Annotated in this window: 27 protein-coding genes and 1 pseudogene; 13 read left to right on the top strand and 15 right to left on the bottom strand. The window is 63.0% G+C overall.

Going from position 1 to position 24,014, the window contains the following annotated elements:
- A pseudogene (locus tag ASE71_RS37060) lies at positions 1-636 on the bottom strand (hypothetical protein); the annotation flags it as partial.
- Positions 637-1,054: 418 nt separating this feature from the next.
- On the opposite strand from ASE71_RS37060, the gene ASE71_RS22910 reads away from it, so the two are divergent.
- The 4 genes from ASE71_RS22910 (at position 1,055) to ASE71_RS22895 (ending at position 4,070) form a co-directional block, all read left to right on the top strand.
- Positions 1,055-1,837: an ABC transporter substrate-binding protein gene (locus ASE71_RS22910; protein WP_060520673.1), complete on the top strand. Its 783-nt coding sequence runs from the start codon at positions 1,055-1,057 to the stop codon at positions 1,835-1,837.
- Positions 1,838-2,006: 169 nt separating this feature from the next.
- A complete protein-coding gene (locus ASE71_RS22905; RefSeq protein ID WP_034795142.1) occupies positions 2,007-2,810 on the top strand; it encodes an ABC transporter permease in 804 nt (267 codons plus the stop codon).
- Positions 2,807-3,637, top strand: a complete 831-nt coding sequence (locus tag ASE71_RS22900) for an ABC transporter permease (protein ID WP_060520672.1) — start codon at positions 2,807-2,809, stop codon at positions 3,635-3,637. Before ASE71_RS22905 ends, ASE71_RS22900 begins: the two co-directional genes overlap by 4 nt.
- A gap of 166 nt (positions 3,638-3,803) precedes the next feature.
- Positions 3,804-4,070 (top strand): usg protein, encoded by a 267-nt coding sequence (locus tag ASE71_RS22895; protein ID WP_034795148.1) that lies wholly within the window; start codon positions 3,804-3,806, stop codon positions 4,068-4,070.
- Positions 4,071-4,139: 69 nt separating this feature from the next.
- Here ASE71_RS22895 and ASE71_RS22890 read toward each other — a convergent pair whose 3' ends face one another.
- On the bottom strand, positions 4,140-4,865 hold the full coding sequence (locus ASE71_RS22890; RefSeq protein ID WP_034795151.1) for a DUF2270 domain-containing protein: 726 nt from the start codon (positions 4,863-4,865) through the stop codon (positions 4,140-4,142).
- Between the two features lie 204 nt (positions 4,866-5,069).
- On the opposite strand from ASE71_RS22890, the gene ASE71_RS22885 reads away from it, so the two are divergent.
- The 3 genes from ASE71_RS22885 to ASE71_RS22875 all read left to right on the top strand — a co-directional run bounded on the left by ASE71_RS22885 (position 5,070) and on the right by ASE71_RS22875 (position 7,571).
- The gene (locus tag ASE71_RS22885) at positions 5,070-5,897 is read left to right on the top strand and encodes a class I SAM-dependent DNA methyltransferase (protein ID WP_034795154.1); all 828 of its coding nucleotides are present in this window, start codon (positions 5,070-5,072) and stop codon (positions 5,895-5,897) included.
- 112 nt (positions 5,898-6,009) lie between these two features.
- Positions 6,010-6,879: an NAD(P)-dependent oxidoreductase gene (locus ASE71_RS22880; protein WP_034795156.1), complete on the top strand. Its 870-nt coding sequence runs from the start codon at positions 6,010-6,012 to the stop codon at positions 6,877-6,879.
- Positions 6,876-7,571, top strand: a complete 696-nt coding sequence (locus ASE71_RS22875; RefSeq protein ID WP_060520671.1) for a DNA alkylation repair protein — start codon at positions 6,876-6,878, stop codon at positions 7,569-7,571. Before ASE71_RS22880 ends, ASE71_RS22875 begins: the two co-directional genes overlap by 4 nt.
- Before the next feature lie 15 nt (positions 7,572-7,586).
- Here ASE71_RS22875 and ASE71_RS22870 read toward each other — a convergent pair whose 3' ends face one another.
- From ASE71_RS22870 to ASE71_RS22860, 3 genes are all read right to left on the bottom strand, one after another.
- Positions 7,587-8,075, bottom strand: coding sequence for an Lrp/AsnC family transcriptional regulator (locus ASE71_RS22870; protein WP_034795162.1), 489 nt, complete (start codon positions 8,073-8,075; stop codon positions 7,587-7,589).
- Between the two features lie 65 nt (positions 8,076-8,140).
- On the bottom strand, positions 8,141-8,779 hold the full coding sequence (locus ASE71_RS22865) for a uracil-DNA glycosylase family protein (RefSeq protein ID WP_060520670.1): 639 nt from the start codon (positions 8,777-8,779) through the stop codon (positions 8,141-8,143).
- Positions 8,772-9,359 (bottom strand): thermonuclease family protein, encoded by a 588-nt coding sequence (locus ASE71_RS22860; protein ID WP_060520669.1) that lies wholly within the window; start codon positions 9,357-9,359, stop codon positions 8,772-8,774. The genes ASE71_RS22865 and ASE71_RS22860 overlap by 8 nt, the downstream gene beginning before the upstream one ends.
- 305 nt (positions 9,360-9,664) lie before the next feature.
- On the opposite strand from ASE71_RS22860, the gene ASE71_RS22855 reads away from it, so the two are divergent.
- Together ASE71_RS22855 and ASE71_RS22850 are read left to right on the top strand one after the other, a co-directional pair.
- Entirely contained in the window at positions 9,665-11,200 is a 1,536-nt protein-coding gene (locus ASE71_RS22855) for a sensor histidine kinase (protein WP_034795304.1), read from the top strand.
- A gap of 3 nt (positions 11,201-11,203) precedes the next feature.
- Complete coding sequence (locus ASE71_RS22850) at positions 11,204-11,746, top strand: GNAT family N-acetyltransferase (RefSeq protein ID WP_060520668.1); 543 nt, start codon at positions 11,204-11,206, stop codon at positions 11,744-11,746.
- Positions 11,747-11,750: 4 nt separating this feature from the next.
- Here the strand turns inward: ASE71_RS22850 and ASE71_RS22845 are convergent, their stop codons facing one another.
- On the bottom strand, positions 11,751-12,164 hold the full coding sequence (locus tag ASE71_RS22845) for a diacylglycerol kinase (protein ID WP_034795175.1): 414 nt from the start codon (positions 12,162-12,164) through the stop codon (positions 11,751-11,753).
- A gap of 228 nt (positions 12,165-12,392) precedes the next feature.
- Entirely contained in the window at positions 12,393-13,409 is a 1,017-nt protein-coding gene (gene cobT / locus ASE71_RS22840) for a nicotinate-nucleotide--dimethylbenzimidazole phosphoribosyltransferase (protein WP_034795180.1), read from the bottom strand.
- A 247-nt stretch (positions 13,410-13,656) separates the two neighbouring features.
- On the opposite strand from cobT, the gene ASE71_RS22835 reads away from it, so the two are divergent.
- From ASE71_RS22835 to ASE71_RS22820, 4 genes are read left to right on the top strand one after another with little or no spacing between them, the layout of a single operon-like run.
- A complete protein-coding gene (locus ASE71_RS22835; protein WP_060520667.1) occupies positions 13,657-14,445 on the top strand; it encodes an adenosylcobinamide-GDP ribazoletransferase in 789 nt (262 codons plus the stop codon).
- A 35-nt stretch (positions 14,446-14,480) separates the two neighbouring features.
- The gene (locus tag ASE71_RS22830; RefSeq protein WP_060520666.1) at positions 14,481-14,702 is read left to right on the top strand and encodes a DUF1289 domain-containing protein; all 222 of its coding nucleotides are present in this window, start codon (positions 14,481-14,483) and stop codon (positions 14,700-14,702) included.
- Positions 14,699-15,400, top strand: coding sequence for a TIGR02281 family clan AA aspartic protease (locus ASE71_RS22825; protein WP_060520665.1), 702 nt, complete (start codon positions 14,699-14,701; stop codon positions 15,398-15,400). The genes ASE71_RS22830 and ASE71_RS22825 overlap by 4 nt, the downstream gene beginning before the upstream one ends.
- Before the next feature lie 56 nt (positions 15,401-15,456).
- Positions 15,457-16,146: a hypothetical protein gene (locus ASE71_RS22820; protein WP_060520664.1), complete on the top strand. Its 690-nt coding sequence runs from the start codon at positions 15,457-15,459 to the stop codon at positions 16,144-16,146.
- Between the two features lie 13 nt (positions 16,147-16,159).
- Here ASE71_RS22820 and ASE71_RS22815 read toward each other — a convergent pair whose 3' ends face one another.
- The 8 genes from ASE71_RS22815 to ASE71_RS22780 form a co-directional block, all read right to left on the bottom strand.
- Complete coding sequence (locus tag ASE71_RS22815) at positions 16,160-16,921, bottom strand: ABC transporter permease (protein WP_034795209.1); 762 nt, start codon at positions 16,919-16,921, stop codon at positions 16,160-16,162.
- A complete protein-coding gene (locus ASE71_RS22810) occupies positions 16,918-17,844 on the bottom strand; it encodes an ABC transporter ATP-binding protein (RefSeq protein WP_060520663.1) in 927 nt (308 codons plus the stop codon). Before ASE71_RS22810 ends, ASE71_RS22815 begins: the two co-directional genes overlap by 4 nt.
- Positions 17,845-17,950: 106 nt before the next feature.
- Positions 17,951-18,436, bottom strand: coding sequence for a YeeE/YedE family protein (locus ASE71_RS22805; RefSeq protein ID WP_060520662.1), 486 nt, complete (start codon positions 18,434-18,436; stop codon positions 17,951-17,953).
- Positions 18,433-18,840 (bottom strand): YeeE/YedE family protein, encoded by a 408-nt coding sequence (locus tag ASE71_RS22800; RefSeq protein WP_060520661.1) that lies wholly within the window; start codon positions 18,838-18,840, stop codon positions 18,433-18,435. Before ASE71_RS22800 ends, ASE71_RS22805 begins: the two co-directional genes overlap by 4 nt.
- Positions 18,837-19,169 carry an ArsR/SmtB family transcription factor gene (locus tag ASE71_RS22795; RefSeq protein WP_034795232.1) on the bottom strand — a complete coding sequence of 111 codons (333 nt, stop codon included), beginning with the start codon at positions 19,167-19,169 and terminating at the stop codon, positions 18,837-18,839. Before ASE71_RS22795 ends, ASE71_RS22800 begins: the two co-directional genes overlap by 4 nt.
- 614 nt (positions 19,170-19,783) lie before the next feature.
- A complete protein-coding gene (locus ASE71_RS22790; RefSeq protein WP_060520660.1) occupies positions 19,784-21,019 on the bottom strand; it encodes an extensin family protein in 1,236 nt (411 codons plus the stop codon).
- A gap of 326 nt (positions 21,020-21,345) precedes the next feature.
- A complete protein-coding gene (locus tag ASE71_RS22785; protein ID WP_034795236.1) occupies positions 21,346-21,897 on the bottom strand; it encodes a Kazal-type serine protease inhibitor family protein in 552 nt (183 codons plus the stop codon).
- A 238-nt stretch (positions 21,898-22,135) separates the two neighbouring features.
- On the bottom strand, positions 22,136-23,950 hold the full coding sequence (locus tag ASE71_RS22780) for a methyl-accepting chemotaxis protein (RefSeq protein ID WP_060520659.1): 1,815 nt from the start codon (positions 23,948-23,950) through the stop codon (positions 22,136-22,138).
- Between the last annotated feature and the right edge of the window lie 64 nt (positions 23,951-24,014).

Below are 24,014 nucleotides of genomic sequence, written 5' to 3'. Positions count from 1 at the left end.
CTGCTCTTCGGCGGCCTTCTGCTCTTCAGCGGCCTTCTGCTCTTCGGCGGCCTTCTGCTCTTCGGCGGCCTTCTGTTCGTCAGCAGCCTTCTGTTCGTCAGCGGCCTTCTGCTCGTCGGCGGCCTTCTGTTCCTCAGCAGCCTTCTGCTCTTCGGCTGCCTTCTGCTCTTCAGCAGCCTTGCGGGCAGCCTCTTCCTCAGCAGCCTTCTGCTGCTCGGCAGCCTGACGTGCGGCTTCTTCTTCAGCAGCCTTCTGCTGTTCGGCAGCCTGGCGCGCAGCTTCTTCCTCAGCGGCCTTCTGCTGCTCGGCGGCCTGGCGCGCTGCCTCTTCTTCAGCGGCACGCTGCTGCTCGGCGGCCTGACGGGCAGCCTCTTCCTCAGCAGCACGCTGCTGCTCGGCGGCCTGGCGTGCGGCTTCTTCTTCAGCGGCGCGCTGCTGTTCGGCAGCCTGGCGCGCGGCTTCTTCTTCCGCCTGGCGCTGCTTCTGCAGCAGCAGTTCCTCGTCGGATTGGCCACCGCCCTCCTGTGCAACCTCGAATGGCTTCATCAGGCTGTCGGCCACCGCGGGCGGAACCGCCACGGACACCGACAGCACCGGCAGCGCGACGGTCGCGAACAGCTTGGATCGAATCGACATTTTGTCTTCCTTCCTCTTCCTGGGAGGTCCTGGCCCGCATCCTCTCGTCAACCTGTGACACGCTGAAGAAGAGAATGCGAACACGAATACTTACGGGGCCTTGACCCAAGGTTTCGGCTTTTTTGTGTTGGCCACGAGACGCGCGGTCCAACGCAACGCCCAAACCGCGAACCGGTTCCTTGACAAGGGCTAGCGGAGGCAAGATTAACCGCCGCTGAACGCCCCGTTCATGTTTCTCCCGCGCGGAAAACCACAATCATCGGTCGAAACTTGATTCCCGTTGAGCGCCTTCGCTTTCCTGTTGATTTTTAGTGGAAAAGAGTACGAATATCGCCACAACCGGCGGCAGACGCCCCGGCTGAAATTGGCATCCGCGAAAAACAACAATGCCGGATGTCGACCAACAGAGAGGACTATCATGCGTATTTCCAAGCGGCTGGCAGCCGCCGCATCGGCTGCCGTTTTCGTGCTCATGGCAGGCTCGGCCATGGCCGACGGCGAAAAGGTCGTGATCGGCACGGAAGGCGCCTACCCGCCCTTCAACAACCTGGAAGCGGACGGCACGCTGACGGGCTTCGACATCGACATCGCCAAGGCGCTGTGCGTGGAAATGAAGGCCGACTGCACTTTCGTGACGCAGGACTGGGACGGCATCATTCCGGCGCTCATCGCCAAGAAGTTCGACGCCATCATCGCGTCCATGTCGATCACCGCCGAGCGCAAGGAAAAGGTCGACTTCACCAACAAGTACTACAACACCCCGCCGGCAATCGTCGTGCCGAAGGATTCGCCGATCACCGAGGCAACCGCAGCCGCCCTTCAGGGCAAGGCGCTCGGCGCGCAAGGCTCGACCACCCATTCCAACTATGCCGAAGCACATATGAAGGGTGCCGAAATCAAGCTCTATCCGACGGCTGATGAGTACAAGCTCGACATCGCCAACGGCCGTATCGACGCAGTCATCGACGACGTCGTCGTGCTCTCGGAATGGCTGAAGACCGCTGACGGCGCCTGCTGCAAGCTGCTCGGCACCCTGCCGATCGACCCCGTTATCAACGGCGACGGCGCCGGTATCGCGGTCCGCAAGGGCGACGATGCGCTGCGCGAAAAGTTCAACAAGGCGATCGAGGCGATCCGCGCCAACGGCAAGTACAAGGAAATCAACGAAAAGTACTTCCCATTCGACGTTTATGGCAGCTGATTGACGGTTTCCGGTGCGATTTCCTAGTGAATCATGCCGGAAAAACGTCGGTTGATGCGAAAATTGCAACGGCGGATGGCTTGCCCTTCCGCCGTTTTTGTTTGACAAGTGCCTAAAACAAAGCGCGATCGATACGCATAAAAACAGCGCAAAAGGGGAAATCTCTGACATGAGCGGGTTGTTTGCCGGCTTCTATTCCATCCTCTCCTGGATCGGATCGATCGTCGATCCATTCTGCGGCCCGGTCGGGGTCTTTACCTGGCTCGCACCTGGCACGCTTCTCGCCTGCGGTGACACCGGATGGGGCGACGATATCGCCCACGGCTTCGTCATTACCGCGAGCCTTGCCATCGCAACGCTGCCCGTCGGCCTGTTGATCGGCTTCTTCATCGCGCTGGGCAAGCAGTCCGAAGAGCGCACGGTTCGGCTCGCGTCGAACATTTACACGACGATCTTCCGCGGCCTGCCCGAACTGCTGACGCTCTTCATCGTCTATTACGGCTTGCAGATCCTCGTTCAACAACTGCTGGCATCGCTCGGCTACGACGGTCCGGTCGAGATCAATGCCTTCTTCGCCGGCATGATCGCACTCGGCGTCGTCTTCTCCGCCTATTGCTCGGAGGTGCTGCTGTCGGCTTTCAAGGCCATCCCGCATGGACAATACGAAGCCGGTGACGCCCTTGGCTTGCATCGCGGCCGCACCATGCGCCTCATCATCCTGCCGCAACTCGTGCGCATCGCCCTGCCCGGTCTCGGCAATCTCTGGATGGCGCTGCTCAAGGACACCGCCCTCGTCTCGGTCGTCGGCCTGACCGACATCCTGCGCCAGACCGGCATTGCCGCCCGCGTGACCAAGCAGGCCTTCGAATTCTACGGTGTTGCCTGCGTGCTCTTCCTGATCCTCGCGATGATTTCCTCGATCGTCTTCTCCTACATTGAACGGCGAACCAAACGTGCGGAGATGGGCCGATGAGTGTCGTTGCAACGATGATCCCGCCGCAGGCGCCGCCGCCGGTTCCGCCGAAGCCCTACACGCTCACCCGCTTCGTCGGCAGCGTTGCGCTCGGCATCTGGCTGGCACTCGGCGTCGGTATCTTCCTGACCGTGGTCGGCGGCTGGGATCCGGACAAGTTTGCCAAATACGGCCCGCGCTTCATCAACGGCCTCGGCGTCACGTTGATGCTGGTCGGCCTTTCGATCGTCATGGGCGCCATCCTGTCGCTGCCGATCGCCTTTGCCCGCATGTCGAAGAACAAGGTCCTGTCGTGGTTCGCCTACGGATACGTCTACTTCTTCCGCGGCACGCCGCTGCTGGCACAGCTCTTCCTCATCTACTACGGCCTCGGCAGCTTTCGCCCGCAACTGGAAGCGGTCGGCCTGTGGTGGTTCTTCCGCGACGCGTGGAACTGCGCGATCTTCGCTTTCACGCTCAACACTGCGGCCTACCAGGCGGAAATCCTGCGCGGCGCGATCGAGAGCGTGCCGCGCGGCCAGCGCGAAGGCGCTGACGCGCTTGGCCTTCCCCAGCGCGTCGCCTTCTGGAAGATCATCCTGCCGCAGGCAATGATCGTGGCGCTGCGCCCCTACGGCAACGAGATCATCCTGATGATCAAGGGCTCGGCGATCGTCGCGATCGTCACCGTCTTCGATCTCATGGGCGAAACCCGCTATGCCTTCTCGCGTACCTTCGACTTCCAGATGTATATCTGGGCAGCCATTCTCTACCTCATCATGGTCGAGATCCTGCGCAACATCTGGAGCCTGCTGGAAGCGCGGCTGACCCGCCATCTGAAGCGATAGGCTTTCTACGTCGGTTTCGAACAAAGCTTGGCAGCACTCCCTAAGAGAGGCTGCCAAGCTTTTGTTATTTCACGAGAAAGTTTCACTTCGGGACAAATATTAGCCCTTGATTAACAAATCAGGCGTTTCATCATAGGGACCAACCTTTGCGAGAAGTGAGGTCCACATGACGAACGAGATGGAACTTCAGCTCAAGGGCTACGGACTGACGACGGCGCAGATCCTCTACCACCTGCCCGACCATCCGGCCTTCCTGCAAACCTATATCTGGCAGCACTACGACATTGCGCCGGACTTCCCCGAAATGCGCAGCTTCCTGAAATTCTGGGAAGAGAAACTGGACGGGCCGCTGCATTCGGTGCGCTACGTGCACCGCAAGCTGATCTCGGCCACCGAATGGCGCGCACTGAAGGGCGAGCTCATTCTGCACTGAGAGCCGCCGACGGCGACCGCTCTCTGTCACCAGGAACCCTGGATCGGCGAGGCGTGACGCCCGGCGCCCTCAGACATGCACCTCCCCATGCGCGAGTTCGCCTTCGCGCGGCTCCTTGTGCAGCGAGCCGTAGAGCACCAGCCCGTAAAACACGATGACACCAACAATCACCGGCCAGCCGGGCAAGGGACCGAGGGCCGCATTCTGGGCGACGTCCATCCAGGAGCGCACGTGGCCGAAGGGCTCGCCATTGGTGGAGATCTTCGGCGAGGAAATCTTCAGCGCCCACGCGAGCAGCAGGATCAGATACATCCAGCAGTAATTGCGCTGCAGCCGGCGGCAAAGCGCCTCGCGGTAGCTCATCAGGAAAGCGGGCTTGCGCAGACTCTTGGCGATCGACGCCGCCCAATTGAGGTTCGGCGTGCCATCGGGCGCCAGGATCTGGGCGAAGTAGCCGCGCTCCAATTGCCGTACCCGGGCGCGATAGACGTCGAAGAAGCGATAGCGCCGGGCTTCGATCAGGAGCAAGAGCGTAATCAGCAGCATGGCGAAGAGCAGCACGCCATGATGCGACGACGGTGTGGACAGCGAGACCGAGAGCAGCGCCGCAACGACGGTGATTGCCCAGTTGGAGGTCCGGTCGATGCGGTCGCGCCAGCCGGCCATGCGCCCCATTTCGCCGCGATAATAGTGTACCACCGCGTTGATCTGCTCCTGCGACGTCTGCGGCAAGGGCGGGCCTTTCGGCTCCTTCGTTTCGGCGCTCAAGATCAGCGGCCCAAGCTCGGCGGACATCGGCATTCCTCCCGTCTTTTCTTATGCTTGCGATGATGACTCCTTTCCTGTCGCCGATAAATCCCGATGGCGCCGCATGGCGACGTTTTTCGTCCGGAAGGCCAAGGAAATCCTGCCACTGACCGCCAAAACGCCAGATCCACGCCCGCAAACCTTTCGCCGACGGCGATTGCCAAAAACCGGCTGCGGACGTAAGAAGCGCCCATGACCCAGAAAAGCACGAAAATCGACGAGGAAGCGCTGGCCGAGGCCTATAACCGCGCCCTCTCCCTGGAAAAGTCCGGCAAGTTCGATGCCGCGGCGCAAGCCTATGCCGAAGTGCTGGCGCTCGATCCGGAAGACCACGGCGGCGCTGCCGTGCGACTGGCTTCGATGGGACGCGGCGAAACGCCGGTGAAGGCGCCCGATGCCTATGTCGCCACGCTCTTCGACCAGCATGCCGAAGTCTTCGACAACGTGCTCGTCGACCAGCTCGGCTACTGCGTGCCGCTCCTCGTCCGCCAGCGCCTGCAGGCGCTTGAACTCGGGCCCTTCGACCGCGTGCTGGATCTCGGCTGTGGCACGGGCCTGACCGGCGGCGCGCTCCGCGACATGGCCGAAGACATCACCGGCGTCGACCTCTCCGAAAACATGGTCGAGATCGCCCACGAAAAAGACCTCTACGAGACGCTTTACGTTGCAGAGGCGGTCGACTTTCTCGACGACAACGACGACGAGCCCTTCGACCTGATCGTCGCCACCGACGTGCTTCCCTATATGGGCGCGCTCGAAGCGCTGTTTTTCGGCGCGGTCGACAACCTCGTCCCGGGCGGCCTTCTAATCTTCTCCAGCGAAACCCTGCCCGCAGAGACCTTCGCCGGCCGCAATTTCATGGTCGGCCCGCACCAGCGCTTTGCCCATGCCGAGAGCTACCTGCGCGACCGTCTCGCCGCCACCGGCTTCGAGATCGTCGAAGTCGGCGACATCACGGTGCGCCTGGAAGAAGGTGAGCCGATCGCCGGACATCTGGTGGTCGCGCGCTTCAAGCCCTGATCGGGCCATGACAGCATCATGAGAAGGGAGCATCGCACGATGCTCCCTTCTCTCTTTTCCGCACCCGCGCCATCGGCTACACCAAGGCGAAAGCAATGGGAGTATTCGGAAAATGGCAAAGGTTGCATTCATCGGTCTCGGCGTCATGGGCTACCCCATGGCCGGTCACCTCAAGGTCCGCGGCGGTCACGAGCTGACGGTCTATAACCGCACCTTCGCCAAGGCCGAAAAGTGGGCGGCCGAGTTCGGTGGTCGCGCGGCGCGTACCCCGGCAGAGGCCGCCGATGGCGCCGATTTCGTCTTCTGCTGCGTCGGCAACGACGACGACCTGCGCTCTGTAACGACGGCCAAGGACGGCGCCTTCGAAAAGCTGGAGGCCAACGCCGTCTTCATCGACAACACCACGGCCTCCGCTGAGGTCGCCCGCGAACTCTACGAAGCGGCCAAGGCCCGCAATGCCCACTTCGTCGATGCCCCGGTCTCCGGCGGCCAGGCAGGCGCCGAAAACGGCGTTCTGACGGTGATGTGCGGCGGCGACGAAGCCGCCTTCGATCGCGCCAAGCCGGTCATTGAAGCCTTTGCCCGCATGGTCGGCCTGATGGGTCCGGCCGGTGCCGGCCAGATCACCAAGATGATCAACCAGATCTGCATTGCCGGCCTCGTCCAGGGGCTCGCCGAAGGCATCCACTTCGGCAAGAAGGCGGGTCTCGACATCGAGAAGGTCGTCGACGTCATCTCCAAGGGGGCAGCCGGCTCCTGGCAGATGGAAAACCGTCACAAGACGATGAATGCCGGCAAGTACGACTTCGGCTTCGCCGTCGACTGGATGCGCAAGGACCTCGACATCGTGCTCGCCGAAGCCCGCCGCAACGGCGCCAAGCTGCCGGTGACCGCGCTGGTCGACCAGTTCTACGGCGATGTGCAGGAAATGGGCGGCAACCGTTGGGATACGTCCTCGCTGCTCGCCCGCCTCGAAAAGTGAGCCTTAGCCCGTCCTCGACCGCGGGCGAGATCATCGCTCACCTGCGGTCTCTCGGCTCTGAAGAAAATCTCGCCGGCATGGCGCGTTTCGGTATCGTCACCGACGCCGCCATCGGGCTTTCCAACGTCGAGCTTCACAAGATCACCCGGCTGGTGAAGACCGATCACCGCCGGGCGCTGGCGCTCTGGCAAACCGGCATTCGCGAGGCGCGCATCCTGGCCGCCTTCACCGCCGATCCGAAAGTACTGACGCTCGACGAGGCGCGCCTTTGGGCGGAAGATTGCAATTCCTGGGAAGTGGTCGATACCGTCGCCGACCTTTTTATTGCCGCGCGCTTCGAGCGCGAACTGATTCCGGAATTTTCAGCCGACGAACGGGAATTCGTCCGCCGCATCGCCTTTGCGATGATCGCGACGGCTGCGGTTCACCTGAAGAAAGAACCGGACGCAGCGCTTCTCGGCTGGCTGCCGTTGATCGAGCAGCATTCCGGCGACGAGCGCAACTTCGTGAAGAAAGCGGTCAACTGGGCGCTCCGGCAGATCGGCAAGCGCAACGCCGCCTGCCACGGCCCGGCCCTTGCGCTTGCGAAGCGACTGGCGGAAAGCTCGAACCGCGCCGCCCGCTGGACGGGCAAGGACGCGGTTCGCGAACTGTCGAACGACAAGATCCTGGCAAGGCTTGGCCTCGCCTGAGTCTGCTAGCTGAGGTCAGTCCTCGCTGGACTTCGCCTGGTCGATCATCATGTAGTCGAGCGGCAGCTCGGTCGTATACTTGATCTGCTCCATGGCGAAGACGGAGGAAACGTCGCGGATCTCGATCTTGGCGATCATGCGCTTGTAGAAGGCGTCATAAGCGGCGATGTCAGGCACGACGACACGCAGCAGATAGTCCACGTCGCCACTCATGCGGTAGAACTCGACGACTTCCGGAAATTCGGACACGACCTCGGAGAAGCGGCGCAACCACTCCATCGAATGGGAGTTCGTACGGATCGACACGAAGACCGTGACCTTGGTGTTGATCTTCACCGGATCGAGCAGCGCGACGCGGCGGCGGATGACGCCGTCCTCTTCCATCTTCTGGATACGCCGCCAGCACGGCGTGGTCGAAAGCCCGACCTTCTTGGCAAGGTCGGCAACGGCCAGCGTGGAATCCTCCTGCAGCAGGCGCAGGATTTTGCGGTCTAGGCGATCCATAAAAGTCCCTCTCGAATTATTTTTTCCTCTATAGCGCGAAATTGATGAAGATAAAGAAAATTGTTTCAGTTCGTGAGAACGAAAACACGTTCGCGCAAGAAGGGCAGCACGTCCGCTTCGAACCAGGGATTTCGCTTCAGCCAGCCGGTGTTGCGCCAGCTCGGATGCGGCAACGGCAGGATCGCCGGCACGGCGTTGCGCATCGCGTAGCGCCGCCAGTTCCTCACCGTCTCGGTCATCGATTTCGGACAGTCCGGGCCGATATGCCAGCGTTGTGCGTAGTGGCCGATCGCCAGCACCAGCTCCACCTGCGGCATCTGCTCCATCACCCGGTGGCGCCAAAGCGGCGCGCATTCGCGCCGCGGAGGCAAGTCGCTGCCATGGGCGTCATAGCCCGGAAAGCAAAAACCCATCGGCACGATCGCGAATTTCTCCGGATCGTAGAAGCTCTCGCGATCGACAGCCAGCCATTGCCGCAGCCGATCGCCGGACGCATCGTTGAACGGCAGACCGCTGTCATGCACGCGCAGTCCGGGCGCCTGCCCGGCGATCAGGATGCGCGCCGCAGTGGAGATCACCGCCACCGGCCGCGGCTCGTGCGGCAGCCGGTCGGCCTCGCCGCGCAGCGGGCTGTCGCGACAGATGCGACAGGCCGAAATTTCCGCCCGCAACCGATCGAGTTGAGCAATGCGGTCGTCAGGCATCGGCGATACCGGAAAAAAGTGCGGTCAGGCGCTCGAGCAACCAGCTGCGGATCGCCGCAAGCCAGCCATCGATGAGGTGCGGCCCCTCGTCGGGATGACCGTTCGTCCGGCGCCACTCCTGCGGTTTCACGAATTCGCCGGCCCAGAGCCCGCGCTGCTCCCGTTCTGCCTTTGCCTCCTCAGCCTCATAGCGCCCGTAGCTCACCGCATAGCCCGAAAGCACCATCTCGCGCCCGACATCGCGGTGGGCAGCATCGCAAACGCCGAGCTCGCGGCCGTATTTGTCCCGGCCGTGAAACCGACAGCGCACATCACCTGCCGAGACGAGCGCCCGCAATCTGTCGCGCGCCTCGCGGCCGCAGTCCCAGGCGACGCCGTCGCGCCTGCAGGTCTGGTCGAGCTCCGGCGCGTCGATACCCTCGATGCGGACGCGTTTACCGTCGATCCGCAGGCTGTCGCCGTCGCTCGCGATCGCCGCGCCCCGTGCCGAACCGGTCGCAGATCGCTCTCCGACGGGCAGCCTGTCGGCGACAAAGGCGCCGATCGCCAAGAGGATGAGAATGATCCATCCGCCGGCCATGCCGCCACGTCCGCCGGACGGCGCATGACCGCGGGACCTGCCGCGGCCCTTGGGAAACCGATATGTCGTCCGTCCGAATTTCACGCCTGCCCTAACCTCGATTGCCGCGGGACTGCCTCGCAGACCAGCGCGTCATAAACATGGTCGATTCCAAAAGATTAGAGAAGGAACCTCACACGCAGCGCGATCCATCACGACCTGAACACGGCTGCGCCACAATGGTTGTCGAATCCTTCACGCACCGCAGCAACTTCTTAAGGATTGCTCACTAGACTGCAACGCAATCGCAACCGTCGCATATGAGCATGAGTATCGCTGCCAGCACATCGACCGATAAGATTATCGTCGACAAATCGCGTAGCCATCGAAACAAGGCCGTTTCGAGGACGGTCCGCGCGACGCGTGAGCGGCTGCAGACAGGCTCGTCGGTGCCCTCGGGCTTCGAGCGCGAGATGCTCAATCTCTACATCGACAGTGCTCTGCATGGCGCGATCGCCATTCCGGTGCTTGTTACGCTGATTGCGGCGGTCGGCATCTATCTCTCCGGCAATCTCGGTTTCGTCCTCTGGGCGGTCATGACGCTCTCGGCCCATGCCGTCACGCTCTTCTTTGCGCGCAAGGCACGCCGGGAAGACATCAGCGCCGAGAAGGTTCCGGTCTGGCGCCGCCGCTTCCTGCTCGGCCAGGTGCTGATGGGCCTCTGCTGGGCGACCTTCGTCACACAGGATTGCGCGAGCTGCGGCAACGTGCGCTTCGGCTTCTTCGAGGGCACGGTGCTGCTGGTCGCGCTTGCTGCGACCGCCATGGGCACGTTCCTGCTGCGCAATGCGCTCCTTTACACTTTCGCCCCGGTCGTGGCAGCCCTCGCCTTTGCATCGCTCACGACCGGCGACGTGATCTATATGGGGCTCACCGGCGTCATCTCGCTGTCGCTGCTCTTTCTGGTGCTGATGACGGATCGCATGAACCGCGCAAGCGTGCACATCCTCTCCGTTCAATCGGAAAAGGACGACCTGATCGCGGAACTCGAAGTTGCAAAGTCGATGTCCGACGAAGCCCGCCGGCGTGCCGAAGAGGCAAACCTCGCCAAGTCGCGCTTCCTCGCATCCATGTCGCACGAGCTGCGCACGCCGCTGAACGCCATTCTCGGCTTCTCCGAGGTGATGTCGACAGAGGTTCTGGGCCCGCTCAGCAACCCGACCTACAAGGAATACACCAACGACATCCACCGCTCTGGCGAGCACCTGCTGAACCTCATCAACGAGATCCTCGACCTGTCGCGCATCGAGGCCGGCCGCTACGACCTCAACGAGGATTCGGTCAGCCTGGTCGATATCGCCGAGGATTGCATCGGCATGGTGCAACTGAAGGCCCGCGCCAAGAACATCACCATCCACCAGCAGTTCGAACACGGCATGCCCTCGGTCTGGATCGACGAAAAGTCGATGCGCCAGGTCATTCTCAATCTGCTGTCGAATGCCGTGAAGTTCACCAATACCGGCGGCGAAGTCACCTTCAAGGTCGGCTGGACCGCGGGCGGCGGCCAGTATCTCTCGATCAAGGACAACGGCCCCGGCATTCCCGAGGAAGAAATCCCGATCGTGCTCTCGGCCTTCGGCCAGGGCTCGATTGCCATCAAGAGCGCCGAACAGGGCACGGGTCTCGGCCTGCCGATCGTCCAGGCCATCCTCGCCAAGCACAATGGCGAATTCATCCTGCGCTCGAAGCTGCGCGAAGGTACAGAGGCGATCGCCATCCTGCCGGCGCGCCGCGTGCTCGAAAGCCTGCCGGCGATCGAGGATGTCGCAGCCCCGGTTCGCCGCCGCAAGAGCTTCGCCTGATCCATGCACATCGAAACGCAGCGCCTCAGGCTTCGGCCCTGGGAAGAACGCGATATCGCGCCTTTCGCGCTTGCCAATGCCGATCCTGAAGTCCGGCGCTACTACTATCCGGCCATTCTGACGCGCGACGAAACGGCAACGATGATTGCCGACTGCGCCCGCCATCTCGCCGACCGCGGCTTCGGCTTCCTCGCCGTTGAACGCAAATCCGATGGTGCGCTGATCGGCGGTCTCGGCCTTTCTGAGGCTGGAGACGAAATCCCCGGCGGACCGCATGTCGAAATCGGCTGGATCCTTGCCCGCCCGTACTGGCGGCAAGGATACGCGCTGGAAGCGGCGAGCGCCTGCCTGGACCATGCATGGCGCGCACTCGGCCTTGCCGAGGTTATCGGCTACACCTCGCGCATCAACCAGCCTTCGCGGGCACTGATGGAAAGATTGGGCATGCGCTCGGATCCGGCCGAAGATTTCGACGACGTCACGGTGCCCGGGGGCAACCCGCTGCGTCCGCATGTGCTTTATCGGGTGGAGGCGCTGGCCCGTTAGCCGGTCAGTTCATGAAGCCGTCGAAGATCACGACATAGGCGGCATAGACACCGTTGGCGACAATCAGGCAGAGGCAGGCGAAGGAGCCAAGATCCTTGGCGTTCTTACCCATTTCCGAGATTTCGGGAGAAACGCGATCGACAATTTCCTCGATTGCCGTGTTGATCGCCTCGAAGGCCATCATCAGCAGGAACAGGATCGCCATCGCGACATATTGGAAGAAGGTTGCGCCGACGATGATGAAAGCGATCATCGCGGCCGCAAAGGCGATCAGCTCGTGGCGAAAGGCAGCCTCGCCGATCAGCCGCTTGGCGCCGCCGAGCGAATAGCTCGCAGCGGCAAAGAGATGCCGAATGCCGGTCTGCTTCTCAACAGGACCCGTCTGTCCAATGCGGTGCGTGGTGTTCTTGGCGTCCATTTCGTCTCGACAGGGCTTGAAACTGTGCTTGCTTCGACATCGTGATTGAGGCGAATGCAAGGCAGTCTCGGTTGCAGGCACCCAAGACTATAGCTAGGGCGCGCATTTGCGCTTTGGATAGGCGAGAAGGACGCATCCATCAAGGCCCGGCACGCGACAGCTTCGCGCCCGTGACAGGCCTTGGACAGAAACCGGCCGGCCTTCCTGCAAAGCCCGGCCGGAACTTCACTATTCCTTGTTGCTGACGCCGGCCTGGGCAAAGGTCGCCATGCCGCTGTGGCAAGCGGCCGCCGCCTTGACGATACCGGCGGCAAGGGCCGCGCCCGTGCCTTCGCCAAGCCGCATGCCGAGTGCCAGCAGCGGCGTCTTGCCGAGCTTCTCGATCGCGCGCAGATGCCCCGGTTCGCCCGAAACATGGCCGATCAGGCAATGGTCGAGGGCCGACGGGTTGGCCGCCTTCAGGATCGAAGCCGCAGCGGTCGCCACGTAGCCGTCAATGATGACAGGTACCTTCTGGACGCGGGCGGCCAGGATGGCGCCAGCCATGGCCGCGATCTCACGACCGCCGAGGCGACGCATCAGTTCGAGCGGATCGGACAGGTGATCGCGATGCAACGCCACGGCCTTTTCGACCGCGGCGATCTTGCGCTTCAGCACCTCGCCTTCGGAGCCGGTACCCGGACCGACCCATTCTTCGGCCGTGCCACCATAAAGGCCGAGATTGATCGCGGCCGCGATCGTGGTGTTGCCGATGCCCATTTCGCCGATGCACAGAAGATCCGTGCCGCCAGCAATCGCCTCCATGCCAAAGGCCATGGTCGCGGCGCAATCGCGCTCGGACAGCGCGGCTTCCTCGGTGATATCACCGGTCGGGTATTCGAGTGCGAGGTCGAAGACCTTCAGCCCGAGGTCGTGGCTGACGCAGATCTGGTTGATCGCAGCGCCACCGGCGGCAAAATTCTCGACCATCTGTGCGGTGACGGATGACGGGAACGGGGTCACGCCCTGGCGGGTGACGCCGTGGTTGCCGGCAAAGATCGCCACCAGCGGCCGGTTGACCACCGGCGCCTTGCCCGTCCAGGCGGCGAGCCAGAAGGCGATTTCCTCGAGGCGGCCGAGCGCACCCGGCGGCTTCGTCAGCTGGGCGTCCCGCTCCCGCGCGGCAACGAGGGCTGCCGCATCCGGGCCCGGCAGGTTGCGCAACAATTCGCGAAAATCATCAAACGGCAGGCCGCTGGCACTCATGGGAGGAATCCTTGCATCATCGTGAAGCTCTATCTACGCCCCTCATAGAGGGCGCCGAAAATTCGGGCAACGACATTTGCGCCAATCGGCGTCGCCGTCTCGATCCGCGAGCGGTCGCAGACGGCCTATGAAAGGTCTGGGAAAAGTGTGCGCGGCCCTCGCGGGTGCGCCCGCCCGGCTTGCGAGACTCGCCGCAGTCGGCGAGTTTGGCAGCGGCCGGGTCAATGGCCGCAACCTTGGAGGAGCCATGGGCTTCGTTGGCGATTTCTGTGACGATGTGGCGCGGTCGATCGGCTTTCTCAGCCGCATCCCGATGCCTGCGCGCCATTTCGAAGGTTATGACGGGCGCTTGAGCCGTGCCGTGCGCGCCTTCCCGTTCGCCGGCCTGGCGATCGCACTGCCATCGGCGGCCGTCGCCATGGCCCTCATGGCGCTGCAGGTGAGCTCGCTCTTTGCCGCCTTTGTCGTCGTCGCCATCCAGGCGCTTGTCACCGGCGCACTGCACGAAGACGGGCTTGGCGACACGGCCGATGGCTTTGGCGGCGGTCGCGACCGCGAAGCGGCGCTCGCGATCATGAAGGACAGCCGCATCGGCACCTATGCGGCCGTCGCCCTCATCCTCTCCTTCGGCCTGCGCGTCTCGGCGCTCGCCTCGATCCTGCCGCTCTTTTCGCCGCTGGGCGCCGCCATGGCGATCCTTGGCGCAGCGTGCCTCAGCCGCGCCGCCATGGTCTGGCACTGGTCGTCGCTTCCGCCGGCGCGCAGCGGCGGCGTCGCGGCCTCGGCTGGCGAGCCGGAACCGGCGGCCACGCGCTTCGCGCTTGCCTTCGGACTTCTTGTCGCAATGCTGCTCTTCTATCTCGCGCAGGTCCCGGCGCTCGGCGTCATCGCGGCGCTCGTCGCATTCCTTGCCACGGTCAAGGGCTTCGCTCGGCTGGCGATGCGCAAGATCGGCGGACAAACGGGCGACACGATCGGGGCGACGCAGCAACTGACCGAAATCGCCGTGCTCGGTGCCCTTGCGCTGACGGTTTGAAACATCGATATATCAAGGGAAAACTGAGCACGCCCATGGAATCTCCCTGCATTCTCGTCTGTTCGATCGATGACAAGACCGGCTACTGTTTCGGCTGCGGCCGTACCCGCGACGAAGTCGTACGCTGGACGCTCTATACCGATGCCGAACGCCGCGCGATCATGAGCGCGTTGCCTGCGCGGCTTGAGACCGTCGAACGCAAGCCGCGGCGCGAAACCCGGCGCACGCGCATGGCGAGGGAACGCGGCGAAGCATGACCCGTCTTGCCATCCTGCTCTCGATCCTGGCCATCGGCCTCATCCTGCTGATCATCAACCACGACACCGGCCGCACCATGGGGCTTGCCAATGACCAGTTCGGGCAACTGGTCTCGCTCGGCGCCATCGCCACGCTGATCGGCGCCGGCATCCTGCAGAGCCGCCACCGCTTCGGCGAAGGCCTGCGTCAGATCGCCATCTGGCTCTTCGTCGTTCTGGCGCTGGTCTCGGCCTATGTCTACCGCTTCGAGTTGGAGGGCTTCGGCAACCGCCTGCTCGCCGGCCTCATCCCTGGCCGCGCCACCATCATCACCGACAGCGAGGGACAGCAGGAAGTGGTGCTGCAGAAGATGCTGAACGGTCATTTCGAGACCACTGCGACGGTCGACGGCAAGGACATCAGCATGCTGGTCGATACCGGTGCCAGCAACATCGCGCTCACCTATGAAGATGCGGAAAAGATCGGCCTCGACCCGGCCAACCTCAACTATATCGTCACGGTCATGACAGCCAATGGCCGGGCCCAGGCAGCCCCCGTGATGCTTCAGGAGATCTCGATCGGCCCGATCACCCGCCGCAACATCGGCGCAACGGTCGCAGCCAAGGGCAAGCTCGATCAGAGCCTGCTCGGCATGAGCTTCCTGTCGACGCTGGAGATGCTGCAGATGCGTACCGACGAGCTGCGTCTGCGCGACTGACCGGCATCGGCCCCGGCGCGCGGTCGTGTCACGCATAGAAGCAAGGGGAGCACGGCATGGATTTCATGCGACTGCTGAAGTCGATCGAGGAACTGCTCTATGAGCTCGTCTGCTGGCTGCTGTTTTATCCGCTCACCCTGTGGCGCACGCTGCGCCACCCGCAGGCGATGATGCGCTATGCCGACGTCGAGCTCGGCGACGACCTGCCGGAGCAGTACTCGGATGCGCTGAGCCCGCCGCTTTTTCTGCTGATCACGCTGCTCTTGGCGCATGGGCTGGAGCTCGGCCTCGTCAGCCGCGCAGTTCCCTGGGCGCCGACGTCGCTGCTTGCCTCCGACTCCAACCTGCTGATGTTTCGGGCTGTCGCCTTCAGCATTCTGCCTCTGCTGATGGCCGTGAAGCTCTTGCGCAACAAGGGTGCCAAGCTGACACGCGAGACGCTGCGTCCGCCCTTCTTCAGCCAGTGCTACGTCACGGCACCCTTCGCTTTTGCCATCAGCCTCGGTGGCCAATTGCTCTTGGCCGGGCACAACGCCTTCACCACTGTCGGCGCCGCCTTCGTGGTTGCTTCGATCGTCTGGTACATCGTTGCCGAAACGCGCTGGTTCATGGCCGACCTCGGGCTCTCCGCCGTGCGGTCGCTCCTCCACGTCGTGGTCACGATTCTTCAGGCGCTGCTCGCGATGGCCATCGCCAGCACGATCATCGCCTATGCCAGTGGAGCCGTGCCGGCGCTAGCACCCTGACGACCGATGGAAGTCAGTTACGCAGGCGGTAGCCGGTGCGGAAGATCCAGGCGAGCACCGACATGCAGACAGTCAGGAAGGCAATGATGATCACCGCGCTGAAGATCGGGTTGACGTCCGACACCTCGAAGAAGCTCCAGCGGAAACCGCTGATGAGGTACAGCACCGGGTTGAAATGGCTGACGGCCTGCCAGAAGGGCGGCAGCATCTTCACCGAATAGAAGCTGCCGCCGAGGAAGACGAGCGGCGGGATCACCAGCATGGGGATCAGGTTCAGTTGCTCGAAATCCTTGGCCCAGATGCCGATGATGAAGCCGAACAGGCTGAAGGAAATCGCCGTCAGCACGAAGAAGAAGACCATGACGAAGGGATGAGCGATCGTCAGGTCGACGAAGAGCGATGCCGTCAGGAGAATGATCGTGCCGATCATCATCCCCTTGGTCGCCGCGGCGCCGACATAGCCGAGCACGATCTCCACCATCGAGACCGGCGAGGAAAGCACCTCGTAGATCGTGCCGGTGAATTTCGGGAAATAGATGCCGAAGGACCCGTTACCGATGCACTGGGTCAGAAGCGTCAGCATCATCAGGCCGGGCGTGATGAAGGCGCCATAGGAAACGCCGTCGATCTCCTGGATGCGGCCGCCGATCGCCGCGCCGAAGACGATGAAATAGAGCGACGTGGAGATAACGGGCGACACCACGCTCTGCAGAAGTGTGCGGCGTGTGCGGGCCATCTCGAAGAAATAGATCGATTTGATCGCTTCGATGTTCATCGCCCTGCCCCCACGATTTCGACGAAAATGTCTTCCAGCGAGCTCTGTCGCGTGGAAATGTCCTTGAGCCTGATGCCGGCCTCCGCCAAGGCGGCGAGCAAGGTGGTGATCCCGGTCCGCTCGGCGCTGGTGTCATAATCGTAGATCAGACAATGGCCGTCGCCTTCGAGCGTCAGGTTGTAACCCGAGAGCACGTCAGGCACGCCATCCAGCGGATGGGCGAGATCGACGCGCAACTGCTTGCGCCCGAGCTTCGACATCAGCGCCGCCTTGTCCTCGACCAGCAGGATCTCGCCGCCGTTGATGACGCCGATGCGGTCGGCGATTTCTTCCGCCTCTTCGATGTAGTGTGTCGTCAGGATGATCGTCACGCCCGAGGCGCGCAGCCGCTCGACCACGTCCCACATGCTCTTGCGCAGGTTGACGTCGACGCCGGCCGTCGGCTCGTCGAGGAAGAGGACCCGCGGCTCATGCGACAGCGCCTTGGCGATCAGCACGCGCCGCTTCATGCCGCCCGAAAGCTCGCGCAGCATGTTGTCCTTCTTGTCCCAGAGCGACAGGTCCTTCAGCACCCTTTCGATATGGGCGGGGTTCGGTTTCTTGCCGTGCAGCCCGCGGGAGAAGGTGACCGTGTTCCAGACGGTTTCGAAAGCGTCGGTGGTCAACTCCTGCGGCACGAGCCCGATCATCGCGCGGGTCTCGCGGAAATCGCGCACCACGTCGTGCCCCCCGACCATCACCGTTCCGCCGCTCGGATTGACGATACCGCAGATGATCGAGATCAGCGTCGTCTTGCCGGCGCCGTTCGGCCCGAGCAACGCCAGGATCTCGCCTTCCTCGATATCGAGGCTGACGCCCTTCAGCGCCTTGAAGCCGGAGGCATAAGTCTTCGACAGATTGGAAACGGAAACGATTGGCGCCATGAAAACTGATCCGGAAGGAGGGGCAGAGTCTTGAGGTCCCGCCCTATATGGGACAATTCATTCCGATTTGCAGCCGGCTGGAATGAAAAAACAAGATGACTGTGCGTCAACGCGGCTGAGACAGTCCCGTATCGGCGCCCGCTCCGGCCGATGTCTGCCTCGGGAGCTTGCGGTCAACCAGCCGGTCATGGGCAAGCATCCCGGCCAGCATTGCCACCACGAAGAGGACCGTTGCCGGCAAGCCAAGCGACAGCGAGGCGAGCGCCGGGCCCGGGCAAAGCCCGACCAGCCCCCAGCCGACGCCGAAGATCGCCGAGCCGACGATCAGTCGCCGGTCGATGACCTGATTGTTGGGCAGATGAAAGCTCCCGTCGAACAGCGGATGTTCCAACCGGCGCGTCACCAGAACTCCGAGCGCCGAAACGAAGACAGCGCCGCCGAGCACGAAGGCAAGGCTTGGGTTCCAGTTGCCGGTTATGTCAAGAAAAGCCCGCACGCGGGCCGGATCGAGCATTCCCGACAGCGAAAGGCCGAACCCGAATACGACGCCGGAGACGAGCGTCGCTGTAAGGCGGAGCAAGGCGCTGTTCATGCGAAGAAACCCGCAACGAAGACCGTGACGATCGCCGCTCCCATGAAGGTGGCGACCGCGGCGATCGAGCGGCGCGACAGCCTTGCAAGCCCGACAACGCCATGACCGCTGGTGCAGCCCGAGCCCATGCGCGAGCCGAAGCCCACCAGCAGGCCCCCAACCACGAGAAGCGGCCAGGAGGCCGTCACAGTCACCGACGGCCAGGCATCGAAAATGAGGCGGTACAACGCCGGTCCGGCAATCAGCCCCAGTACGAACAATGCGCCCGACGAAGCCTGTACGCCCTGCAGCAGCCGCCCTGCGATGCCACTGATGCCGGCCACCCGGCCATTGGCCACCATCAGGATCGCCGCCGACAGGCCAATCAACAGCCCGCCTACCAGCGCATTCCCGTATTCATTCATGCTTTTGAACCATCCCGACAGAAGATCTGATAGAGCGAGCCGACGAGGCGCGCCACCTTGTCGTGGCTGAGCCGATAGAAAACCTGCTTGGCCTGCCGACGGGTCGCGACAATGCCGGCATCCCGCAACACCGTCAATTGCTGTGAAAGCGTGGGCTGGCGAATGCCCAGCATTTCCTCGAGCGCTGCGACAGAATGCTCGCCTTCGAGCAGCGCGCTCACGATCAGCAACCTGTTGCGGTTGGCAAGTGTCCTGAGGATTTTAGAAACTTCGGCGGCATGCACCGCCATATCGCTGCGCATTCCCGGAAATTGCATGACCGTTCCCATTTCGTCCTCCTGTGGCGTCAAGGAGTGAGTAGGGCCCCCAATGCTTGTAGCGGCCAACCAGACACGATCCAAGATTGTTATACGAAATAATATAATATCGTATTACTTATTACAAAACCAGACGAAACGGAGAGATCGGCACGGCCTCGCTAACCCGAGGTTTTCTCATATGCAGAAAAACATATAGAAAATTCAGTCTGTTACAATTGGATCCGAAAATGCCGGAAATCGCCATATTTGGGGCAACCGATCGGAACGCGACCCGGACGAGTGAAACCTAAAGTATAATACTACTTATTTAGGGAATCAGGTCGATTCGCAGATCTTCGCCGACAGCCGGCCAGGAACGCACTCGAACGAAAGCCGGCGCAGGATTTGCTCGGCCGACCACAGCAATTACGCCCAGTTGTCACGAAACCGTGACGCTCTTCGATCAGTTTGCAACGCGCGGGCCGCAACATCGCCCTTTGATTTGCGCTCGTGATTTGCAGGCCGGAGCCTCCCCCTTTTGCTCCGGTCGTTGGGCCGGCCTCCCCGCCGGCCTCTTTTTTTTGCAAGCTTCCGAGCTTCGATAGCCGGCATCTGGAAACCACTGGTGCCAACCGGCTGAACACCTAATCGCAGTGCCGATAACCGGTCTTGCGCGTCCTCAGGTCGAAGTGGAAATGGTCCTTGTGGAACGGGTCGCTGCCCGGGCCGAGCACGGTGTTGAAGTACTTGCAGCTGTCGGAACGCACGGCCTTCAGCAACGCCTTCTCGCGGAAGGCGAAGAAGCCCTTCTTGCGCACGTCGATTTCCTTGCCGTTCTTCAGCACGAACTTGCCGACATCGATGGCGTTGCCGCGCGCATGTTCCGACATCGGATTGCCGCGACGCGAATTCATCGTGCGGCAGGAGTAGCCGCCAAGCGGCTTGATCGTCTTGATGCCGGACCAGTAGCGGTAGCGTGACGACGGGGCGAGTTCGTACTTCACCCACTTCGCAAAAGCCTCGGTCACCTCGCAATTGAGCTTGACCGCCGGCTTCACACCGATGCCGCCGGACAGCCCGCTGAGTTCGATCGGATAGTCGATACCGCAGGACGGACCGTTGCTGATGCGCGGAATGTCGCGGAAGGTGACGCCGAGCTTTTTCAGGCGCTGGCGGCAAGCAATCTCGGAACCGGGCATCGCGCCGGTATATTCGGGCGTCGACATCGGATTGTTGGCGCGCGGCAGGAAGGCGACCTGCTGCGGCTCCTGCGTGCGCTGAAGGCGCTGCTGTTCCATGGCGCGGGCGCGCTGCGCCTGTTCGGCGGCCATCTTGTCCGGCGACAGCGGCGGCAGATCCGGGTCATAGCCAAGGTTCGCTTCGGCCGGCGCGGCGCTGTTTGCGCCGCCGAGTTGGCGCACATTCTCGTCACCAATGCCGCCGACCACCGGCTGGCTGGCATTGCCCTCGGCAATGTCGTTGCTCTGCTCCTCCGCAAGCCCCACCACCGGCTGCTCCACGCCGAGCATCGCATCCATGTTGACGCCCTCTTGGGGAATAGCCCTCGAGCCGGCGCTTGCCGGCTGCGCGCCCGTCGCCACCGCCTCGTCGCTATCGAGCATCGGAAGCGCGCGGCGCGTCTGCTGAGGCGCCGCGTGCTGCGGATTGGTCTGGAAGGTCGAACGCTGCGTGGCGGCCGGATAGGCGGCCACCTCCTGTGCCGGCACGGCATCGACAGGAACCGGCCCGATCGACCCGACCCGCGCCCCGCCATCGATGCGGCCGGGCGGCGAAAGCGCGTCATCGGTCGAGCAGGTGACGAGCGAAAACGAAAGAACGAGCGCCGTCAGCGGGCGATGGAGACGAGTAACATAGGCCATACCGAACTGCGCCTTCCTCCAGGCGGCCCGAAAAAGACCACCGTCATCGCCCCGCTGCCCCTGCCGCCGCCACCGCGTTCAATTGGCACGCAATGGTTGCTACAGCACCTGCAATTGCTGCCTTTTGCCTGTGTCGCAAACCGGGCACAGCGGACAAAAAGCCTGATTTGCCTAGCATTTTATTCAAATACGGTAAACGAAGGCTTGCGCGCCAACCGCTGGAAATGGGGTGTCCGCGCTGCGAATGGTCCATCCATACCGACAAAAAAGAGCCCGCGTCCTCGTCGGACGCGGGCTCGCATGCTGAAGGCTTGATCGCTTGGGCCTTAGCGGCACTCGCCGCGATGGACGATCTGGAAACCGGCGCCACCCGCCTCGCAGGCGTTGGAGAAGGTTTCGATGCGGCTGCCACGCTGGCCGCAGACCGGGGCATATTCGCGGGTACAGAACTGGCCCTCGGATGGACGGTCGTCCTCCCTGCGGCATTCGCCGCGGCCGATCACCTGGAAGCCCTCGGAACGCGCCTGGCAGGCGTTCGAGAAGGTCTGCGTGCGGCGGCCGCGCTGGCCACACACCGGATTGTATTCCATCGTGCAGGCCTGCGGCTCGCGATCCGGCGGGCGATAGTCCGGACGGCACTCGCCGCGGTGGATGACGTTGAAGCCGTCGGCGCGCGCCTGGCAGGAGTTCGGGAAGCTGCGCATACGATTGCCGCGCTCGCCACAAACCGGCGCATATTCCATCGTGCAGGCCTGCGGGCGCGTGGGCCTCGGCCCCGGCCGCGGCTCGTCGACGACGACGGTACAGGCGGAAAGAAACCCGAGCGCCAGCATCATGAGCGCGATCGGCCGGGTCAGAAGTAGTTTGAGAAGTGCCATGGTGTCCCCTCTGGTGCAGCGGCCGGCAACCGGAGCGACGCCCCGTCGAACACCTCCCGCTTCTCGCGTATCTATCCCCGGCGGTGCTGAGGTCAAGACGGAGAATGTCTCCGTGCACGACAACCGGTGTGACGACGGCGGCACCTAAACGCGTATCCTTGCGACAGCATTGCGGCCGACCCCGAATGAAAAACCCGCGTGGCGTAGCGCGCGGGTCGCAATCGACAAACCTGAGGCGTCAGGCGGCGCGGCCGTAACCCGCGTGCGAGCCTGAAGGCTGCAGCCGGAACTTCGTCAGCAGCGACTTCAGCTCGCGGCTTTCGGCCGCCAGCGTCTGGCTCGCCGCCGTGGTTTCCTCCACCATCGCCGCGTTCTGCTGGGTCATCTGGTCCATGCTGTTGACGGCAACATTGACCTCCTGCAGCCCGGTCGCCTGCTCGCGCGCGGCCGTGGCGATCGAGGCCACCTGCTCGTTGACCCGGTTGACCTGCGCCTCGATCTCCGAGAGCGCCTCGCCTGTGGAGCGAACCAGATCGACGCCGGCGCCGACCTCGCGCACCGAGGCGCCGATCAGTTCCTTGATCTCCTTGGCGGCTCCGGCCGAACGCTGCGCCAACTCGCGCACTTCCTGTGCGACGACGGCAAAGCCGCGGCCCGCCTCGCCGGCGCGCGCTGCCTCGACCCCGGCGTTGAGCGCCAGCAGATTCGTCTGGAAGGCGATCTCGTCGATGACGCCGATGATCTGGCCGATGCGGCCGGACGAGCTTTCGATCCGCCCCATGGCGTCGATGGCATTGCGCACGATGCCGCCGGACTTTGCGGCGCTGGTCCTGGTCCGGTCGACCATCTCACGCGCTTCGTTTGCCCGTTCGGAGGCATGGCGAACCGTCGAGGTGATTTCGTCCAGTGCCGCGGCCGTCTCTTCAAGGGCGGCTGCCTGCTGCTCCGTCCGGCGGGAGAGATTGTTTGCCGCTTCGGAAATATCGCCGGCGCTGGCGGTGACGATCTCGGTCGAATGCGAGATCGAGCCGATGACATCGCGAAGGGCTGCGACGGCGGTGTTGAAGTCGTCCCGCAGCTTGCCGTATTCCGGCGCGATATGGCTGATCTCGGCGGTGAGGTCGCCACTCGCCAGGAGTTCGAGCGCCGCACCAACGGTTTCCATCGTCTCGGCCTGCGCCTCAGCCGTCGCCCGCTGGCGCTGCTCGTTGCCGCGCCGCTCGGAACTCAGTCGCTCCTGCTGTTCTGCCTCACGCGAGCGCAACTCCAGCCGTTCGCGCACCGAGTCACGCAGGACAACGAGGACCTTGGCCATCTGGCCGATCTCGTCGCCACGGTCGGTTTCCGGCACCTCCGAAGACAGATCTTCGTCGGCGATCGCCCGCATCGAGGCCTTCAGCTTTTCGACCGGCTTGACGACGCTGCGCACGATCGCCAGTGCCGCCATCAGGATGGCAAGAGCGGCGGCGGCAAGAATGCCGGCAACCTGCCAGGCGCGGTCGCGGAACATCGCCGCCAGGTCGTCGGCATAGACGCCGGTCCCGACCACCCAGCCCCAGGGCTTGAAGCCGGCAACGTGCGAATACTTCAGCACCGGCGCGTCGGCACCGGGCTTCGGCCAGTAATAGTCGACGAAACCCTGGCCGCTCTTTTCGACGGTCTTTACGAACTCTACGAAGAGCTGCTTGCCGTTGGGATCCTTGTTTTCGGTGAGGTCCTTGCCGTCGAGCTCCGGCTTGATCGGATGCATGATCATGGTCGGATGCATGTCGTTGACCCAGAAATAGCCGCTGCCCTGGTAGCGCATCGCCTTGATCGCTTCGAGCGCGCGCTTCTGCGCCTCCTCGCGCGGCAGCGTGCCGGCCACTTCCAGCTTGTGATAGGCGTCGAACACGGCGATCGCGTTCTCGTCCATCGCCGCAAGCATCGCCTTCCGTTCGCCGACGAGCTTTTCCTGCGCCTGGAACAGACCGAACGTCAGCGCCGCCGCCATGGTCAAAAGCGCAAATGCCACCAGCGCGTAGAGACGCGCCGAAATCCTGAATTTCTTCATTGCCAATCCCCTGCCCCTCGGCGCTCCCCGCGCCGCCCCAAATCCTGGCGCCGCGGCATAGCCG

The organism is Ensifer sp. Root954 (genome assembly GCF_001429005.1).
In the GTDB taxonomy this organism is placed as follows: Bacteria; Pseudomonadota; Alphaproteobacteria; order Rhizobiales; family Rhizobiaceae; genus Ensifer; species Ensifer adhaerens.
Note: the sequence above shows the minus strand (reverse complement) of the source record. Positions and strands in the feature narration are given on the sequence as shown.

What these genes read in the sequence shown, in the direction of transcription:
- ASE71_RS22890 (WP_034795151.1), bottom strand. Translation starts at nt 4,865, where the DNA reads ATGTCCGCCGAGCTTGGGCCGCTGATCTTGAGCGCCGAAACGAAGGAG.
- ASE71_RS22800 (WP_060520661.1), bottom strand. Translation starts at nt 18,840, where the DNA reads ATGAATGAATACGGGAATGCGCTGGTAGGCGGGCTGTTGATTGGCCTG.
- ASE71_RS22810 (WP_060520663.1), bottom strand. Translation starts at nt 17,844, where the DNA reads ATGGCGCCAATCGTTTCCGTTTCCAATCTGTCGAAGACTTATGCCTCC.
- ASE71_RS22785 (WP_034795236.1), bottom strand. Translation starts at nt 21,897, where the DNA reads ATGGCACTTCTCAAACTACTTCTGACCCGGCCGATCGCGCTCATGATG.
- ASE71_RS22850 (WP_060520668.1), top strand. Translation starts at nt 11,204, where the DNA reads ATGCACATCGAAACGCAGCGCCTCAGGCTTCGGCCCTGGGAAGAACGC.
- ASE71_RS22830 (WP_060520666.1), top strand. Translation starts at nt 14,481, where the DNA reads ATGGAATCTCCCTGCATTCTCGTCTGTTCGATCGATGACAAGACCGGC.
- ASE71_RS22805 (WP_060520662.1), bottom strand. Translation starts at nt 18,436, where the DNA reads ATGAACAGCGCCTTGCTCCGCCTTACAGCGACGCTCGTCTCCGGCGTC.
- ASE71_RS22825 (WP_060520665.1), top strand. Translation starts at nt 14,699, where the DNA reads ATGACCCGTCTTGCCATCCTGCTCTCGATCCTGGCCATCGGCCTCATC.
- ASE71_RS22795 (WP_034795232.1), bottom strand. Translation starts at nt 19,169, where the DNA reads ATGGGAACGGTCATGCAATTTCCGGGAATGCGCAGCGATATGGCGGTG.
- ASE71_RS22860 (WP_060520669.1), bottom strand. Translation starts at nt 9,359, where the DNA reads ATGGCCGGCGGATGGATCATTCTCATCCTCTTGGCGATCGGCGCCTTT.
- ASE71_RS22815 (WP_034795209.1), bottom strand. Translation starts at nt 16,921, where the DNA reads ATGAACATCGAAGCGATCAAATCGATCTATTTCTTCGAGATGGCCCGC.
- ASE71_RS22835 (WP_060520667.1), top strand. Translation starts at nt 13,657, where the DNA reads ATGGGCTTCGTTGGCGATTTCTGTGACGATGTGGCGCGGTCGATCGGC.
- ASE71_RS22895 (WP_034795148.1), top strand. Translation starts at nt 3,804, where the DNA reads ATGACGAACGAGATGGAACTTCAGCTCAAGGGCTACGGACTGACGACG.
- ASE71_RS22905 (WP_034795142.1), top strand. Translation starts at nt 2,007, where the DNA reads ATGAGCGGGTTGTTTGCCGGCTTCTATTCCATCCTCTCCTGGATCGGA.
- ASE71_RS22855 (WP_034795304.1), top strand. Translation starts at nt 9,665, where the DNA reads ATGAGTATCGCTGCCAGCACATCGACCGATAAGATTATCGTCGACAAA.
- ASE71_RS22885 (WP_034795154.1), top strand. Translation starts at nt 5,070, where the DNA reads ATGACCCAGAAAAGCACGAAAATCGACGAGGAAGCGCTGGCCGAGGCC.
- cobT (WP_034795180.1), bottom strand. Translation starts at nt 13,409, where the DNA reads ATGAGTGCCAGCGGCCTGCCGTTTGATGATTTTCGCGAATTGTTGCGC.
- ASE71_RS22910 (WP_060520673.1), top strand. Translation starts at nt 1,055, where the DNA reads ATGCGTATTTCCAAGCGGCTGGCAGCCGCCGCATCGGCTGCCGTTTTC.
- ASE71_RS22880 (WP_034795156.1), top strand. Translation starts at nt 6,010, where the DNA reads ATGGCAAAGGTTGCATTCATCGGTCTCGGCGTCATGGGCTACCCCATG.
- ASE71_RS22900 (WP_060520672.1), top strand. Translation starts at nt 2,807, where the DNA reads ATGAGTGTCGTTGCAACGATGATCCCGCCGCAGGCGCCGCCGCCGGTT.
- ASE71_RS22845 (WP_034795175.1), bottom strand. Translation starts at nt 12,164, where the DNA reads ATGGACGCCAAGAACACCACGCACCGCATTGGACAGACGGGTCCTGTT.
- ASE71_RS22865 (WP_060520670.1), bottom strand. Translation starts at nt 8,779, where the DNA reads ATGCCTGACGACCGCATTGCTCAACTCGATCGGTTGCGGGCGGAAATT.
- ASE71_RS22870 (WP_034795162.1), bottom strand. Translation starts at nt 8,075, where the DNA reads ATGGATCGCCTAGACCGCAAAATCCTGCGCCTGCTGCAGGAGGATTCC.
- ASE71_RS22790 (WP_060520660.1), bottom strand. Translation starts at nt 21,019, where the DNA reads ATGGCCTATGTTACTCGTCTCCATCGCCCGCTGACGGCGCTCGTTCTT.
- ASE71_RS22820 (WP_060520664.1), top strand. Translation starts at nt 15,457, where the DNA reads ATGGATTTCATGCGACTGCTGAAGTCGATCGAGGAACTGCTCTATGAG.
- ASE71_RS22780 (WP_060520659.1), bottom strand. Translation starts at nt 23,950, where the DNA reads ATGAAGAAATTCAGGATTTCGGCGCGTCTCTACGCGCTGGTGGCATTT.